Origin of the sequence: Streptomyces sp. RPT161 (assembly GCF_027533845.1) — a bacterium.
GTDB classification, from domain to species: Bacteria; Actinomycetota; Actinomycetes; order Streptomycetales; family Streptomycetaceae; genus Streptantibioticus_A; species Streptantibioticus_A silvisoli_A.
This window is the reverse complement of the sequence record NZ_JAPZVN010000006.1, coordinates 125,869-140,473: the sequence shown is the minus strand read 5'-3', so window position 1 is coordinate 140,473 and position 14,605 is coordinate 125,869. Positions and strand designations below refer to the sequence as shown.

Sequence of the window (14,605 nt, the reverse complement as noted above, 5' to 3'; positions counted from 1 at the left end):
GGACGGCCGGTCCGCCACCGCCGAGCCGGCGCGGGAGGGCCCGGTCGCCTCCGCGCCGAGCAGCGGGAGGACCGACCGGGCGGACTCGACGGCCTGCAGGACCGGCGCCCGCGTCGCGGCGTCCAGCGCGTGCGGGTGGTTCCGCACGGCGGCCCGGGAGCCGATCGAGCGCACCAACCGGTGAGCCGGCCCGGGGCGCTGCCGCTCAGAGGCGTCCCGAGGGCGAGTTCGCCGAGGGTCGTGGCCACCGACTGTGCCTGATCGACGGCCAGCGCCGGCCGGGTGATCGACTCCACCTGCTTGGACGCGTCCAGCGGGACCTTCGTAGCGAGGACGTAGGCCTTGACGCCGTCCTTTCCTCCGCCGCCAGTGCTGCGGTAGCTCGCCGTGACGGCCGTCGTGTCTCCCGCGAGCGGCTTACTGGATCCGCGCCGCGCCCAGCAGAGTGGTCTGGCCCGCCATCTCCAGGTGTTCACGCGCGTGCAGATCAAGTCGTCCTGCTGCTTGTCAGCCCGCGGCCAAGAGTCGCCTGACCCAGGCGCTGCGGGTCGCCGATGCGGTCTGCGACAGCGCAGCTTGTGGCGCGATGCCGTCGAACCCGTGGAAACCGCCCGGCCAGACGTGCAACTCGGTCTGGACGCCGGCCTGCAGCAGCCGAGCGGCGTAATCAATGTCCTCGTCGCGGAAGGTCTCGACAGAGCCGACGTCGATGAAGGAGCTGGGCAAGCCAGCCAGGTCGGTCGCCCTCGCAGGCGCCGTGTAGATGCTGACGTCGCTGCCACCTCTGCGTTCGCCGAGCAACGCGTTCCATCCGGTCATGTTGCTGGTGGTGTCCCAGAGGCCCTCGCCGTGCAGTTCCTGGCTGCTCGGTGTGAGGAACCGGTCGTCGAGCATCGGGCACATGATCAATTGACCCAGCAGCTCAGGGCCACCGCGGTCGCGTGCGAGAAGCGCCACGCCGGCCGCGAGCCCGCCGCCGGCGCTCGCTCCGGTGACGACGATGCGGTTCGGGTCACCGCCTATCTCCGTGGCGAGCCTATGGGTCCCCAGCAGACCCGCGTAGCAGTCCTCGATCGGCGCCGGGTCGGGGTGCTCCGGTGCCAGGCGGTACTCCACCGACACCACGATGGCGCCGATGTCGACGGCCCAGTCCAGCACGCCGCCGCCTACCGTGCGGTTGTTGCCGATGATCATGCCGCCGCCGTGCATGTAGTAGAGGATGGGCGCTCCTGGCGCCAGACCCACCGGCTTGAGGACGAGGAGCGAAACCTCCGGAGCGCCCGCCGGGCCGGGTACGGACAAGTTCTGCAGTTGGAGCGTCCCGTTGCGCGTCAGGAGCTCGTCCGGGACCGCGAATATGGGGTTGGCCCGCAGTTCCTCGATGTCCTCGGCGGTAATGGTCGGTGATAGGTGTTCGTGTACGACCCTCAGCACTGCGGCGAGCTCAGGATCGAGCGGTGGGTGTGTCCTGGCCATCGGCGATTCCTCGGTTCAGGGAGCGGTGATCTTGTCGGAGAGGGGGGCGATGATGGTGTCGGCAACCCAGCGTGCGACGCCGGTCGGGTAGGGCGCGCCCAGTCCGAGCACGATGTGGCTGAACCCGCCATCGAGCGCCGCGCGGATGGTGTGGCGGGTGTGCTGAGGGCGATCGTAGGAGACGGGCAGGACGATGGATCGGGTGATCTCAGCCGGGTCACGGCCGGTTTCCTCGCACAGCCGGTCGAGGGTGGCGCTGCGCTCGATCGCCTTGTCGATGCTGCCTCCGGGCATGTTCCACCGGTCCGCATGCTCGGCAACCACGCGCAGCGTCCGGGTGGCCTGGCCGCCGATCAGGATCGGGGGGCGTGGATGCTGGACGGGTTTGGGACTGCAGAACGCGCCCGTCAGATGGTGGTACTCGCCGTGGAAGTCGAATGGTGAGGCTTCGGTCCATAGTCTGCGGATGATCGTGCACGCCTCGGCGAGGCTTCCGACCGCGTGGGCGGCATCGTGGAAGGGAAGGCCGTGAGCTGCGTACTCACGCCGGGCCAGTGGCACGTCGGTGCGAGAGCCCGCGCCGATACCGAACTCGAGCCGACCGCCGGAGACGGCATCGACAGTGGCGGAGATCTTGGCCAGCATGGCCGGTGGGCGGAACCTGTTGCTGGTGACCATCAACCCGAGCCGCAACCGCTCGGTTTGGGCCGCGAGAGCGGAAAGCAGTGTCCAGCCCTCGAAGGTGGGCCCGTTTGGGTCGCCGCCGAGCGGCATGAGGTGGTCGAACAGCCAGGCGTGCTCGATCTGAGGGATGCCGTCCGCCTCGTGCCAGACCCGCAGGACGTCGTCGTAGGCGACCTGCGCCGGGGCGGTCATGATTCCGAAGCTGGATTTACCGGTCGGTGCCAGGTGGTTGGTCACTTCGAGTCGATGCTTCCCAGCGGGTCGGCGGCCGCAGCCAGAGTCCGACGGGCGGTAGGCCACGCGTCGTTGTCCAGGCCCAGTGCGGTACGCAGATACGCCAGGGTGGCGTGTTGGACGAGCGCGACACGCTCGGGGCTTTCGTCGGTGGTGCGCGGGTCGTTGGCGCCCTGAATGCCGCCGAGTCCGTGTTCCGCGCCGAACAGGGTCAGCAGATCGGTGGCGCCCGGGCTGAGGCGGTGGCCGTCGGTGAACCAGTCCGGACCGCGCACCGTGAGCGGAGACTGGTCCGCGTCGCCGGCGACCATAAGACTGGGTGTCTTCAGCTCGGCGAAATCAGGGTTCATGAACGGGAAGTACTGGGTGGCGAGCGGACTCAGATCGGCGCCGCCGGTACCGGGCAGGCACAGCAGCACGGCCGCGCTGACTCGCGGGTCGGCCATGCTCTCACTGGGAGTGCCGTCGGCGCCGACGACCCGTGCGCCCGCCAGGGTGCTGGCGGTCTGCGCGCCCCAGGAATGTCCGGCTACCGCAATGCGGTCGTGGTCGATGCGGCCGGCCAGCCCGGGCACGGCGGCTTCAAGCGTGTCGAGCTGGTCCAGGACGTGAGTGAGGTCGTCGGTGCGGATGCGCCAGATGAGCGGGGTGCGCGGGTCGTCCGGGGCGAGGCCAAGGGAGTCGAGATGTGTGGGCTGGATGACGACGAAGCCGCGGGCGGCCCAGAAGCCGACCAGTGGTGCGTAATCGTCCATGGTCAGGGTCATGCCGTGCGAGAAGACGACGACGGGCAGGTTGTGGCCGGTCGTGGGCGCTGTGACCCGTACCTGCACGTCCTGGCCGCGGTCCGGGGCGGGCAACGCGATCGGACTGACAGAGATGACCGAGGCGGTGAGGGCGTTGCCGCCGTCCGCTGACGTGGTGCTGCTCATGTGGTGAATGCCTTTCTCGATGTGCCCAGTGGGCTGTGCGGCGCGGCGTCTGGCATCATTGGAAAAAATGGAGCGCCGCTCCGGATGAGAATACGGAGCGGCGCTCCGTATTGCAAGTGGGAGGTAGTTCACGATGTCCACAGCCGACACTCCGCCAGCAGCTGCAAGCCGCAAGCGAGCCGACGTCCGCCGAAACGAGCAGAAGCTCCTGGACGCAGCTGCGGCCGTGTTCGTCCGTATGGGGGTCCACGCTCCCGTACGGGAGATCGCAGCGGAATCAGGCCTCGGCATGGGCACCATCTACCGCCACTTCCCCACCCGGGCGGACTTGGTGGTCGCGGTCTTCCGCCACCAGGTTGACGCACTCGCCGCAGCTGCCCACGCGGCGCAGACTGCCGAAACCCCTTACGAAGTCCTGCGGCAGTGGGTCCACCAGTTCGCCGACTTCCTCGTCACCAAACACGGCCTCGCCGAGGCGCTGCACTCGGACCAAGCCGGATTCGAGACCCTGCACAACGAGTTCGTCGAACGCCTGCTACCCGTGCTCGACCAACTCCTGAAAGCGTCCGCCTCCGCTGGCTACACACGCGCCGACGTACGGGCCTACGACTTCATGCTGGCCATCGGCAACCTGTGCATCGGAATCGAAACGTTCCCCGACTACCAGGCTCGCCACATGATCGACCTGCTGCTCGCCGGCCTTACTCAGCCCGCCCCGGCACCGACAGACAATGAGGTCATCAACTCGGCCGTGAACGACCGAGCGTGTTGACCCGGCTTGTTGCTTACGGCGGTGGAGCCCGGGACGGGCCCTCCACCTTGATCGTGGACACCTCGACACTGGATCTTGAGTTCAGGGAGAGGAGTCCCGAGTGGGGACCTACAAGTACTCGGCGGAGCTCCGGGCCGACGCTGTGGCGCTGGCCCGTTCGTCGGGCCGGCCCGTCTCACGCATCGCTGCCGAACTCGGCGTGAACCACGAGACGTTACGGCACTGGATCAAGACTGCGGAGAACGCCGAGCGTCCCGAGGCGCTCGCGGAGTCCACGAAGGACGCGTAGATCGCGGCCTTGCGCAGGCAGGTCCGCGAGCTGGAGATGGAACGTGACATCCTGCGCCGGGCGGCCAAGTATTTTGCGGGCGAGACGAACTGGTGAGCCGCTTCGAGTTCGTTGCCGACCATCGCGACGCCTTCGGCGTGAAGCGGCTGTGCACCCTGCTGAATCTGTCCCGGTCCGGGTTCCACCGGTGGCTGAAGACCGCGCGACGGCCCGGCCGTTGCCAGAGAGCGTCACGACTCATCGGTGCGGCGGTCGACGGGAACCAGCTCACCGCGCGCAGGTCCGCGACGAGTTCCTCCACGTCCAGGCGGGCAGTCGCGTCCGGCCCGGAGCGGAGCTTCAAGGCGGGGCCTCGGTTCCGGTGCTGTCAGCTGCCACACCCGCACGGGGCCGTACCGCTGCGGATGGCAGGCAGGCCTGCGAACCAGTGAAGGCTCACGCGCGGAATCGTCGTGAACGGCGACCGCCTCGACCTCGGCCTCTGGGTAGTCACCCATTCCAGGGGCCGGACGTCGGCAGCGCGGTGACCCGCCCCTGGCGCCGCGCGCTCGCCTTGCTCATTCAACTTGAGGTTCTCGTAGTAGATGTTCTCGGTCACCGTGGCGAACGCGTCGAAGTTGCCTTCAATTTGACCGCCTTGGCGATGACCTCACGGAGCTTCCGGTACAAGTCGTCGATGATTTCGTGACGTTGGGCTTCTTCTGCGTGCGGAGCACAGCGCGAACGCTTGGCTTCACCGCGTTGATGAGGCCGACACCTACCTACGGCGTCGGACTCCCTCCCTGCCGGCTGTGCAGGAGGAGGGGCGGCGGGAAAAACACGTCACCCCACGCCATGCCTAGCTCGATGGCCCTTCCAACTCCTGCTGCGTAACGCCACCAGCAGTGACAGAGGCTCCACGCTGCGGCCAAGGGCCGGACGCGCCAGGCCTACTCGGGCAGGTCGAGCTGCCAGGAGACGCCGAAGCGATCGTTCACCCAGCCGAACTTGGCGCTGAAGCCGTAGGACCCCAGCGGCATCAGCTCCGAGCCCTGCTCGGCGAGGGCGGCGTACAGGCGGTCGATCTCGGCCTCGGTCTCGCACTGCACGTACAGCGAGACCGCCGGGGTGAAACTGAAGTCGTGCTTCACATAGCTGTCGATGCACATGAACCGCTGTCCGGCGAGGGAGAAAGTGGCGCGCTGAACGGTGCCCTCCTCCCCTGGTTCATTGGCACCGTAGCGGGTGATGTCAATGATCTCGGCGTCGTCGAACAGCGAGGTGTAGTAGGTCATCGCTTCCTCTGCCCGACCCTCGAACATCAGGAACGTAGTGATCTTTTGCGGTGCCGCGGATGCCATCCTGCTTACTCTCCTCAGAGTCGTGCGGTAAGCCTTTCCCCTTTGCCTTCGGCATAGTGGACGGGGCCTGCGACCAACTATCCCAACTGTTCATATCGGGGCCCGCCACCGTGGGCACCCGGCGAGCGACCCGTGCACGCGTTCCCCGCCGACCTGCACATCGCCACCCTGCGAACAGCGGCGCTCGAAGCCTGCAGCGACAACTTGATAGCCGAGCAGTTCGGCGCACTGGCCGAGATGCGCCGCAAGGCCTGATCCGCCACCTCGGCTTGAGCGGCATCTCCGATGCCCAGCTCACCGAGGCGCAGACCGTCGCCGCCGTCGTCACCATGCAGAACCTCTACAGCCTGGCCAACCGCACCGACGACGCCCTGGTCGACCGCTGCACAGCAGAGAACATCGCCTACGCCGCGTTCTTCCCGCTCGGCGGCTTCAGCCCGCTGCAGTCGCAGACGCTCACCGACGTTGCCGACCGCCTGGGCGCCGCCCGCCAGCAGGTCTCGCCGGCCTGGCTGCTGCAGCGCTCCCCCGTCCACGGTCCTGTTCCCCGGCACATCCTCGTTGGCCCACCTACGCGAGAACATCGCCGCCGAACTGGCCCCGCCCGCCGACGCGATCGCTGAACTCGACGCCATCGGAAAGTATCCGGCCAGCCGCGGCACGCCGCCCAGCAGCAGCCGAGCACGCTGGGGCTCACCACGAGGTGCCGTCCGTTGCCGTGACCTGTTCGATTCCCGGTCGTCAGCAGTGACTCCCCAAGCGGTGAACAAGCGGCCCGTCAGGCGCGGCTCGGGGCCGGATCCGGCTCGGAGAGGTGCGCTGCCGTGCGGCGCGGGAGCAGCAGCGGGGTCGCCAACAGGAGCACGCCGGCCAGGCCGATGGCCGTACGCGGGCCGAGCAGGCCGCCCAGCACGCCCCAGACGGCCGTCAGGAGCGCGGTCGAGGCCTTGGTCGTCACCGCCCAGGCGGACAGCGTGCGGGTGACCCGGTCGGTCGCGGTGCGCTCAAGGCGGTAGGTGGCGTAGACGGGGTTGAACACCCCGCAGCAGAAGATGAGCCCGAGCTCGACGCCCATCACCAGCAGCAGCCCGCCGGTCCCCGGCCCCAGGAAAGCCAGGCCGAGGGGCCAGATCGCGCGCAGCGCCCCGACCACGACCAGGACCTGGTGCTGTCCGAACCGGGTGACGAGCGGTCGGGCCAGCCGCGAACCGAGCAGCCCGCCGATCGAGGGCGCGGCGAAGGCAAGGCCGTACTGCCACGGCGCGAACCCGAGTCGACCGAGCATCAGGACGGCCAGTAGCGGCTGGGCGGCCATCACCAGGCCGTTGAACAAGGCGGTGTTGAAGAACAGCGGACGCAGCGTCGCGTCGGCGAGGATGTACCGCCAGCCGTCGAGCAGGTCCCCGGCCCGCATGCGCTCGGCCTCCCGGCGCTCGGGCCGCGGCTCGCGCCCACCCGTCGCGCGGATGCCCAGGGCCGAGAGCAGGTAGCTGACCGCGTCGGCCACCACCGTCGCCACCGGACCGAGGAGCCCGATGGCGGCGCCGCCTAGCGGTGGCCCGATGATCGTGGTCGTCCAGGCCGTGGACTCGAACCGGGCGTTGGCGACGAGCAGGTCCTCGGCCGGCAGCAGCGTCTTCAGGTACGCGCCGGAGGCGGCGCGGAAGGTGATGTCGGCTGCCGCGACGACGACCGACACCAGCAGGAGCTGAAGGAAGGTGAGCGCGCCGAGCGCGAACGCGGCGGGGATCGTCAGCAGCGCCGCGAACCGCACAAGGTCCATCGCGATCAGCACTGGCCGTTTGCGGCGGAACTCCATCCACGGGCCGAGCGGTACCGCCACGGCCGCGCCCACCGCAGCCCCCACGGAGGAGAGCGCGGCGACCTCGGCCGGTCCGGCGTGCAGCACCCGGATGGCGATCAGCGGGAACGCGCCGAAGGCGAGCCACGTGCCGAGCGCACTGGTCCCGTACGCTCCCCAGAGCCACCCGAACCGCCGCCCCAGCCGATGTCCGAGCAGATGCCCGAACCGGTGCCCGCTCCTCATGCCCGCCGCCCCTCGCCACTCACCCGCACAACCGATTCGCGATCGGAAGCATCCAAAGCGAGCACATACCCGGGGGTCAAACAACCGCCGGGCCGCCTGGACACAACCAACGGTTGTGTCCCTAGGGTGTCGGCATGGACCTCGACACCGTCCGGACGTTCGTCGCCGCAGCCGACGCGGGGCAGTTCCAGGAGGCCGCCGCCGAGCTGGCGGTCACCCAGCAGGCCGTCTCCAAGCGCATCGCCGCGCTGGAGCGCAACCTCGGCGTGCGGCTGTTCACCCGCACCGCGCGCGGCGCCGGGCTCACCATCGACGGGCAGGCGTTCCTGCCCCACGCGCGCGAGCTGCTGCGCGTCGCCGAGCGCGCGGTCGCGTCCGTGCGCACCGGCCGCCGTCCGCTGCGCGTCGACGTGATCGCCTCGCGCGTCGCGCCGTCGGGCCTGATGCGCGGCTTCCACCGCGCGCACCCCGAGATCGACCTCGACGTGGTGATGCTGTTCGACGTCGAGACGGCCGTCGCCGCCATCCGGTCCGGCGAGATCGACGCGTCGTTCCGCGCGGTCGCCATGCCCGGCCGCCCCCTCCCCGACGACATCGTGTCCGCCCGGGTGCTCGACGAGCCGCTCCAACTCCTCACCGGCCCCGCCCACGCGCTGGCGGGCGCCCGGTCGGTGACCGTCGCTCAGCTCGCCGGGCATCGGATCTGGATGCCCGGCATCGTCCCCGGTACCGAGTGGGCCGCGTACTACGACGACCTCGTCGCCGAGTTCGGCCTCACCATCGAGGCGACCGGCCCTAACTTCGGTTCCGACGCGCTCCTCGACACCGTCGCCGACACCCCGGCCCTGGCCACCTTCATGGGCGAGCACACCCGCCTTGTCTGGCCCGCCGACCACGGACTGCGCCGCATCCCGGTGACCGACCCGACGCCCGTCTACCCGCACTCGCTCCTCTGGCACCGCGACAACCCCCACCCAGCGCTGGCCACCCTCCGCGCCCACCTCGCCGCCACAGCGGTCGGCCACGACGCCGCCGGTACCTGGGCGCCGGGCTGGGTGATTCCGGGCTGAACGGCCGCCGCGTCTTCGACCATCGTGGTCGGATCTGTCGTCGCCGAGCCGGTCGGCCACGTCTGCCTCGGTGTGCACGGGCCTCGACCGCACGGCAGTGCCTGGAAGCGCAACTGGACTCCCGCAGCGAGGCCGCGCTGACCCGGGACTTCACAGCCCAGACCCACAGACCACCGTTCGAACGGCGCCTCTTCGGACCCAGGCACCGACGGGTTACCTGACACCTGGTACGTCGTTCGCAAGCGGCGCTCCGCCCTCCGCAGCGGTACCTTGCCAACGACCTCGGCAACTCGTGAGGCGCTCGATCCCCTCATCGAGAGCCGCACCGACGCCGAGGGTAGGTAGGTCGGCGATGACTGCCGGACCGCGCTCCAGGTCATCATCGACCGCAACGCCTCGGACCGGCTCGACGTGGCCGCCTACCCCCAGCCCAGCACGTTCTTCGGCCAACTGGACGAGGACCCAGCAGCGCGGCCGAACGCCGGTCGGGCGAGATCTGAGGAGGCCCAGGTGAACGGGACAGTGGATCGTGACGCCAGGACCCGCGCCCGGCTGGAGCAGCACTGGAAGGCCTCCGACCGCGGGGACATCGACACTGAGCACGCTATCTACGCTGCAGACGCGGTCCTGGACTACCCGCAGTCCGGGGAGCGCTTCCGGGGCCGGTCAAAGATCCAGGCGCAACGCGGCGGGCACCCGGCCGAACGCCACTTCACCATCCTCCGGATTCGGGGCAGTGGCGACCTCTGGGTGAGCGAGTGCGTGATCACCTACGACGGCGTGCCCACCTACACGGTGAGCGTCATGGAGTTCACCGACGATCTGGTAACGCACGAGACCCAGTACTTCGCCGACCCCTTCCAGGCGCCTCCTGAGCGGGCAGCGCTAGCTGAGCCGGTCTCGGACCGCGACCGATGAACCCATGCGACTGCGGGGGCGATGGACAGCATCGCCCGGCCGAGACCTGCCTCCCCCATCCACAGCCTGCCCCGACAGAGCCGCTAGCGCACAAGCTGGCCAAGTGGCCTCAAACGAACGTCCACTCAGATGCGGTCTGCTGCGATCAGGAGGTACTGGAAGGAGCCGTCCTGGTAAGAATTGATGAACGCCTCCTCAATGCCTGTCACTAGGGAGGACGTGGCCCGCAGCTTCCAGTAGGGCAGAGTCGCGTGAGTGAGGTCGATGACGGCCTGCGGCACGAGACGGTTGTCGGCCATGGCGCGCAGGTACTCTCGGCGCGAGTGGATGTTGCACTCGAAGTGCGCGTTGATCTGGGAAACCCACTTCGAGGGCTGGCCGTAGCGCGGGTTCCAGCAGCCGGTGATGGTCACGTAGCGGCCGCCGAACGCGAGGATGCGGGAGTGCTCGGCGAAGAGGTCGTGCAGGTCGACGTACATGCTCGACTCGTTGTTCCACGAGGCGGCGGCCTGACCGGTCTCGAAAGGCATACCGAGCATGTTGCAGACGCGGGCGTGGACGTGGTTGTCGATGCTGAGTTCGCGGGCGCGCTGGTTGGCGAAGTCGGCCTGCTTGGCCGACAGGGTGACGCCCTGGACCTTGCACCCGAAGCGCTGGTGGGCCATGACCATCGAGCCGCCACGACCACAGCCGGCGTCAACAAGCATGTCTCCGCGCTCAATGGGGCCGAGGTGGTCCAGGAGGACTTCGGCCTGCGCCGATTCCAGGCGGTGGAGCTCGGCGATCAACTTCTTCTCGTATGCGCTGTCGTCGGCGTCGCCGAGGGCGGCGTGGTCGACGTCGCCGATACCGTAGTGATGGTGGTAAAGGCCGTCTACATCGCCGAGACGCAGGTTCACGGGCCTGGCCTCATGGTCCCAGTAGCGAGCGATGTCCTTCTGGTAGGGGATCGCCGGGGCGGGGGTGCCTGCGGAGTTGCTGGTGGAAGTGGCGACTGTGGCGGCGAGCTCGGTGCTGGTCACAGATAAGTCCATCCTTCTTACCAGAAGTCGGGAAGGCTGTAGCGGTAGGTGTTGGTCTGGTGCCAGTAGTGGTTGCCGTCGACCCAAGCGGCCACACCCCGCAGGAAGCGCTGCACGTTCGGGAGGGGGCAGGCGGCGGCCAGGGCCGCGGCTTCGGCCTCGAAGTCGTGCATGAGGTCGTTGTGGACCTCGATCGCCTTCAGGTAGGCCTCGCGGTCGGAGACGCCCTCACGCTCGGCGATCACCACGGGAAGGTTCAGGTGCCGACCGGGACTGGCGAGTTCCTTGGTGTACGAGTACAGGTCGTTCACGATGGTGGTGGCGTTCCCGGCGAGCGCGATGACCCGCTGCATAGCGGGCTGAGCGTGCAGGTCCGCCGGCAGTTCGTAGCCGCCGACCGTGTCGGTGATGGTGGGACAGGGACGGAAGTTGTTGAACTGGCGCATCGCCAAATACGCCCACACCTCGGGGACATGCTCCGTCTGGGCCCAGGCGGCTTCTGCGAGGTACCCCATGTGCAGACGGGCCATGTCGTGCCGGAACCGGTCGGCTTGGGAAGGGCTGGCCTCTTGGAGGAAGTACTCCATGGCGGAGCGGTAGGCACGTCGAGGCGCATCCGAATGAAGCGACTCCGCCCACTGCGGCTGGTACTCCTTCGTCGTGTGGAGGGGGTCGAGGGCGGTGTGCGCCAGCAGAAGGCGTCCCCCGAGGCCGATGGGCGAGCCTCCGTGATCCTCGCAGTAGCAGTCGTCCACCGCGTTTTCGGCGACCATCAGGCGCGTGGCGAGCATCAGGTGGTCGACGCTGGGAGCGTCCGGATGGCAGGCGGCCATGTAGCGCCCCACAGAGAAACCGTCGAACTGCTCCTCCCATTCCTCGGGGTACAGGTCGACCTCTTCCAGCGCCCAGGCTTTGATCCTGCGGCTGACCTCCTCCACCCGCACCGGGTCGGGCTCCGCCACCGGGTGGTAGTAGAGGCCGGGGATCGGGTTGCCTTCGGCTGGAGCCGCCCGCGACTCTGGTAGCGCCGGGGGCTCCTCACGCAGTGCCAGGTGCAGGCTCGTCGTACCCAGGCCACTTGGGCCCCGCAGGATCCGTTCCAGAGCCGCGTCCGCTGTCTCTGCTTCGGCTGCTGGGACATCGGCGGACGGCGGGACAGGCACGGAAGACACAGGGGGGCCGCTTACGGCGGCCTTGACGTCGCAGGCACGGGCGGCTGCATCGCTCAGGGCCGTCGTCCCGAAGTGGAGAGCAGCCGCGGATGGGCTCAACTGTGGTGGAAAAGGCCCAGGGTTGGGCATCCATGGCTCCTGGGTGGCGTGGGTGGTTGTCTTCCGGATCCCGGGCATGCTCGGCTGGCCCAAAAGGGTTCGGCTGCCGTAACTGCCGGGTAGGGCAGGTCCTTTAGTCGTGGCTGCGGGCGATCTGTACGTTCTCCAACACACCGAGCGCGTCTGGCACAAGGATGGCGGCGGAGAAGTAGGTGCTGACGAGGTAGGAGATGATTGCCTTTTCGTCGATACCCATGAAGCGCACCGACAGGCCGGGTTCGTACTCCTCCGGTAGACCGGTCTGGTGCAGACCGATGACGCCCTGGTTGTCCTCTCCGGTGCGCATGACGATGATCGAGCTCGTGTTCCCGTCGGTGATGGGAATCTTGTTGCAGGGCAGGATGGGGACTCCCCGCCAGGCCGGAACCTGCTGCCCGCCGAGGTCGACGTGATTCGGGTAGAGCCCGCGAGAGTTCAACTCACGCCCGATCGCCGCGATCGTCCTGGGGTGGGCGAGGAAGAGTTTGGAGCCGCGGCGGCGGCAAAGCAGTTCGTCGAGGTCGTCCGGGGTGGGGGGACCGGAGTGCGGCTGGATGCGCTGCCTGAAGTCGGCGTTGTGGAGCAGACCGAACTCCCGGTTGTTGATCAACTCGTGCTCCTGGCGCTCCCGTAGCGCCTCGATGGTGAGCCTGAGCTGCTCCTTGGTCTGGTGCATGGGCTCGTTGTAGAGGTCGGCGACCCTGGTGTGGACCCGCAGAACGGTCTGCGCGACGGAGAGTTCGTACTCGCGTGGTTTCAGTTCGTAGTCGACGAACGTGCCCGGCAGCTCGGGCTCGCCGCTGTGGCCGGCCGACAGTGCGATCTCGGCCTCCCCGTGACGGTTCTGCCTCTGGAGGGGCAGCGAGCTGAACTGCTGGATGTGGGTCTGGAGGCTCGGCGCCGCGGACATCACGGCGGCGAAGTCGGCGCGGGACAGCGTGAGCAGGGTGCCGGCGGTTACGGCGGTGGCGGTGTAGTCCCACTGGGCGTCCGCGTCCAACAGGGCGTTCTCACCAAACCGGTCGCCGTCTGCAAGCACCGCGACGGTGACGTCGTCGCCGTACTTGCCGACAGCGGTCTGAGTGATCCGGCCATGGGCAATGAGGTGGATCTGCTCAGCGGGTGTACCGCGCTCGACCAGCGTTTCACCGGCGCGGAAGTCGTGCTGGACGCACCGGTCGGCGATCGCAGACAGCACCTCCACGTCCTCGAAGCCGCGCAGCAAGGCCAGCTCGCCGAGTTCGCGGGGGATGACCCGGACCTCGCCGCCGTCCTGGATGAAGTCGATGCGCCCGTCGCCGACGGTGTAGCTCAGCCGACGGTTCACCCGGTAGGTGCCACCTTTGGTCTCTACCCAGGGGAGCATCCGCAGCAACCAGCGAGAGGTGATCTCCTGCATCTGCGGGGCGGACTTGGTCGTAGTGGCAAGGTTGCGAGCAGCCGCCGTGCTCAGGCTGGACTGCTGAGGCGACTCTGGCTGTGTTTGCGGGCTGATATCAACGGTCATCAGGCGAGCTCTCTTCGTGAGGGCGGTGGCCGGCGTGGCACGTCAATGGGAAAGAGCAAAAGGACGGGGCGTTCACGCAATCCGTCCAGCTCCCGAGCCACAGTACGGGCCGTTACGCCCCGTCAGCCTTGGAAAATCGTTGACATTAGCTCCATGCAGTGATCCTGCCGCATGCAAGGTTTGCCCGGTTGGCTGACGTTGTTTTCAGAGAACGTCTGGTTTGTGAAGTTCAGAAGTTATTGAGTTGCATGTGCCTCGCGAGGCTGTGGTGGTTCGCTGGTCATGTCTAGGCGCGGCGAGTGGTGTTGCTGCGGTGGCGGAGCCGGTCCGTGTGGTGGGTGAGGTGCTCGATCCGGGCAGCCAGTCCCGGGTGGCTGTCGCGCAGGTGCGGCTCGGTGTCGGTCAGCGGGACGAGCAGCAGGGCGGCGTCGTCGTCCGCGAGGGCACGGGCGAGTCGGCGGACGGAGGGCAGGGCAGCGTCCGGGAGGTCGGGTAGGGCGGCGATTTGGCCGGCGAGCTGGCGAAGCTCGCCGGCCTTGCCCCGGGCCCAGGCGGTGACTGTGCGGTCGGCGGCACGGCGGTCGCGGGTGGCCTTGACTCGCTGCTCGCCCGTACTGCCCGCGGTGCCGGGGCGAATTCGCAGATAGCGCCGCTCGGCGGCCTGGCGGCTGGCGACACCCAGGGGGCCGGCCAGGTCCGCCCAGCTGGCGCCCGCCGCGCGGGCCGCCTCGATCAGGCCCGGTTCCCAGTCGGCGAGCTGGTGCCGGACGTCCCGCAGCAGCAGGAGGACGGCGAGCGCCTGCTCCGGGCCGGGCGGTGCGGTGGCCGGCTCGCCCGGCGGGGCAGTGCGGGCGGCGCGCACCGCTTCTTCGATGGCGCGCAGGGCCGCCTCCGCCGCGAGGTAGGACGCCGGGGTCAGGCGCTGGGGCTGCTCGTCGGCTGATGTCACCGCAACTCCTTCCTCTCGTCGTCGTTCCGACGACACCTTGCTTGTCATCGCTTCG

At 68.6% G+C, this 14,605-nt stretch carries 15 protein-coding genes; 6 read left to right on the top strand and 9 right to left on the bottom strand.

Annotated features, from left to right (window positions below; translation table 11 throughout):
• Positions 1-507: 507 nt before the first annotated feature.
• From O5O46_RS15345 to O5O46_RS15335, 3 genes are read right to left on the bottom strand one after another with little or no spacing between them, the layout of a single operon-like run.
• A complete protein-coding gene (locus O5O46_RS15345) occupies positions 508-1,476 on the bottom strand; it encodes an alpha/beta hydrolase (RefSeq protein WP_269855982.1) in 969 nt (322 codons plus the stop codon).
• Between the two features lie 15 nt (positions 1,477-1,491).
• Positions 1,492-2,352, bottom strand: coding sequence for an LLM class flavin-dependent oxidoreductase (locus O5O46_RS15340; RefSeq protein WP_269856121.1), 861 nt, complete (start codon positions 2,350-2,352; stop codon positions 1,492-1,494).
• A gap of 41 nt (positions 2,353-2,393) precedes the next feature.
• The gene (locus tag O5O46_RS15335; RefSeq protein WP_269855981.1) at positions 2,394-3,326 is read right to left on the bottom strand and encodes an alpha/beta hydrolase family protein; all 933 of its coding nucleotides are present in this window, start codon (positions 3,324-3,326) and stop codon (positions 2,394-2,396) included.
• Positions 3,327-3,459: 133 nt separating this feature from the next.
• Here O5O46_RS15335 and O5O46_RS15330 point away from each other — a divergent pair, with 133 nt between their 5' ends.
• Positions 3,460-4,098, top strand: coding sequence for a TetR/AcrR family transcriptional regulator (locus O5O46_RS15330; RefSeq protein WP_269855980.1), 639 nt, complete (start codon positions 3,460-3,462; stop codon positions 4,096-4,098).
• Positions 4,099-4,198: 100 nt separating this feature from the next.
• Positions 4,199-4,387 carry a transposase gene (locus O5O46_RS15325; protein ID WP_269855979.1) on the top strand — a complete coding sequence of 63 codons (189 nt, stop codon included), beginning with the start codon at positions 4,199-4,201 and terminating at the stop codon, positions 4,385-4,387.
• A 929-nt stretch (positions 4,388-5,316) separates the two neighbouring features.
• Here O5O46_RS15325 and O5O46_RS15320 read toward each other — a convergent pair.
• On the bottom strand, positions 5,317-5,727 hold the full coding sequence (locus O5O46_RS15320) for a VOC family protein (protein WP_269855978.1): 411 nt from the start codon (positions 5,725-5,727) through the stop codon (positions 5,317-5,319).
• 132 nt (positions 5,728-5,859) lie between these two features.
• Between O5O46_RS15320 and O5O46_RS15315 the strand changes: the two genes are divergently transcribed.
• Together O5O46_RS15315 and O5O46_RS15310 are read left to right on the top strand one after the other, a co-directional pair.
• Positions 5,860-5,982, top strand: a complete 123-nt coding sequence (locus O5O46_RS15315; protein WP_269855977.1) for a hypothetical protein — start codon at positions 5,860-5,862, stop codon at positions 5,980-5,982.
• Positions 5,983-5,996: 14 nt separating this feature from the next.
• The gene (locus O5O46_RS15310) at positions 5,997-6,350 is read left to right on the top strand and encodes a hypothetical protein (RefSeq protein ID WP_269855976.1); all 354 of its coding nucleotides are present in this window, start codon (positions 5,997-5,999) and stop codon (positions 6,348-6,350) included.
• 155 nt (positions 6,351-6,505) lie between these two features.
• Here O5O46_RS15310 and O5O46_RS15305 read toward each other — a convergent pair whose 3' ends face one another.
• Entirely contained in the window at positions 6,506-7,774 is a 1,269-nt protein-coding gene (locus O5O46_RS15305) for an MFS transporter (RefSeq protein WP_269855975.1), read from the bottom strand.
• 134 nt (positions 7,775-7,908) lie between these two features.
• Between O5O46_RS15305 and O5O46_RS15300 the strand changes: the two genes are divergently transcribed.
• Together O5O46_RS15300 and O5O46_RS15295 are read left to right on the top strand one after the other, a co-directional pair.
• Positions 7,909-8,844 (top strand): LysR family transcriptional regulator, encoded by a 936-nt coding sequence (locus tag O5O46_RS15300; RefSeq protein ID WP_269855974.1) that lies wholly within the window; start codon positions 7,909-7,911, stop codon positions 8,842-8,844.
• A 411-nt stretch (positions 8,845-9,255) separates the two neighbouring features.
• A complete protein-coding gene (locus tag O5O46_RS15295) occupies positions 9,256-9,762 on the top strand; it encodes a nuclear transport factor 2 family protein (protein WP_269855973.1) in 507 nt (168 codons plus the stop codon).
• Between the two features lie 125 nt (positions 9,763-9,887).
• On the opposite strand, the gene O5O46_RS15290 is transcribed toward O5O46_RS15295, so the two are convergent.
• The 4 genes from O5O46_RS15290 to O5O46_RS15275 form a co-directional block, all read right to left on the bottom strand.
• A complete protein-coding gene (locus O5O46_RS15290; protein ID WP_269855972.1) occupies positions 9,888-10,784 on the bottom strand; it encodes a geranyl diphosphate 2-C-methyltransferase in 897 nt (298 codons plus the stop codon).
• A 17-nt stretch (positions 10,785-10,801) separates the two neighbouring features.
• A complete protein-coding gene (locus O5O46_RS15285) occupies positions 10,802-12,085 on the bottom strand; it encodes a family 2 encapsulin nanocompartment cargo protein terpene cyclase (protein ID WP_269855971.1) in 1,284 nt (427 codons plus the stop codon).
• 103 nt (positions 12,086-12,188) lie between these two features.
• The gene (locus O5O46_RS15280; RefSeq protein ID WP_269855970.1) at positions 12,189-13,601 is read right to left on the bottom strand and encodes a family 2B encapsulin nanocompartment shell protein; all 1,413 of its coding nucleotides are present in this window, start codon (positions 13,599-13,601) and stop codon (positions 12,189-12,191) included.
• A gap of 286 nt (positions 13,602-13,887) precedes the next feature.
• Positions 13,888-14,550 carry a type III effector protein gene (locus O5O46_RS15275; protein WP_269855969.1) on the bottom strand — a complete coding sequence of 221 codons (663 nt, stop codon included), beginning with the start codon at positions 14,548-14,550 and terminating at the stop codon, positions 13,888-13,890.
• Between the last annotated feature and the right edge of the window lie 55 nt (positions 14,551-14,605).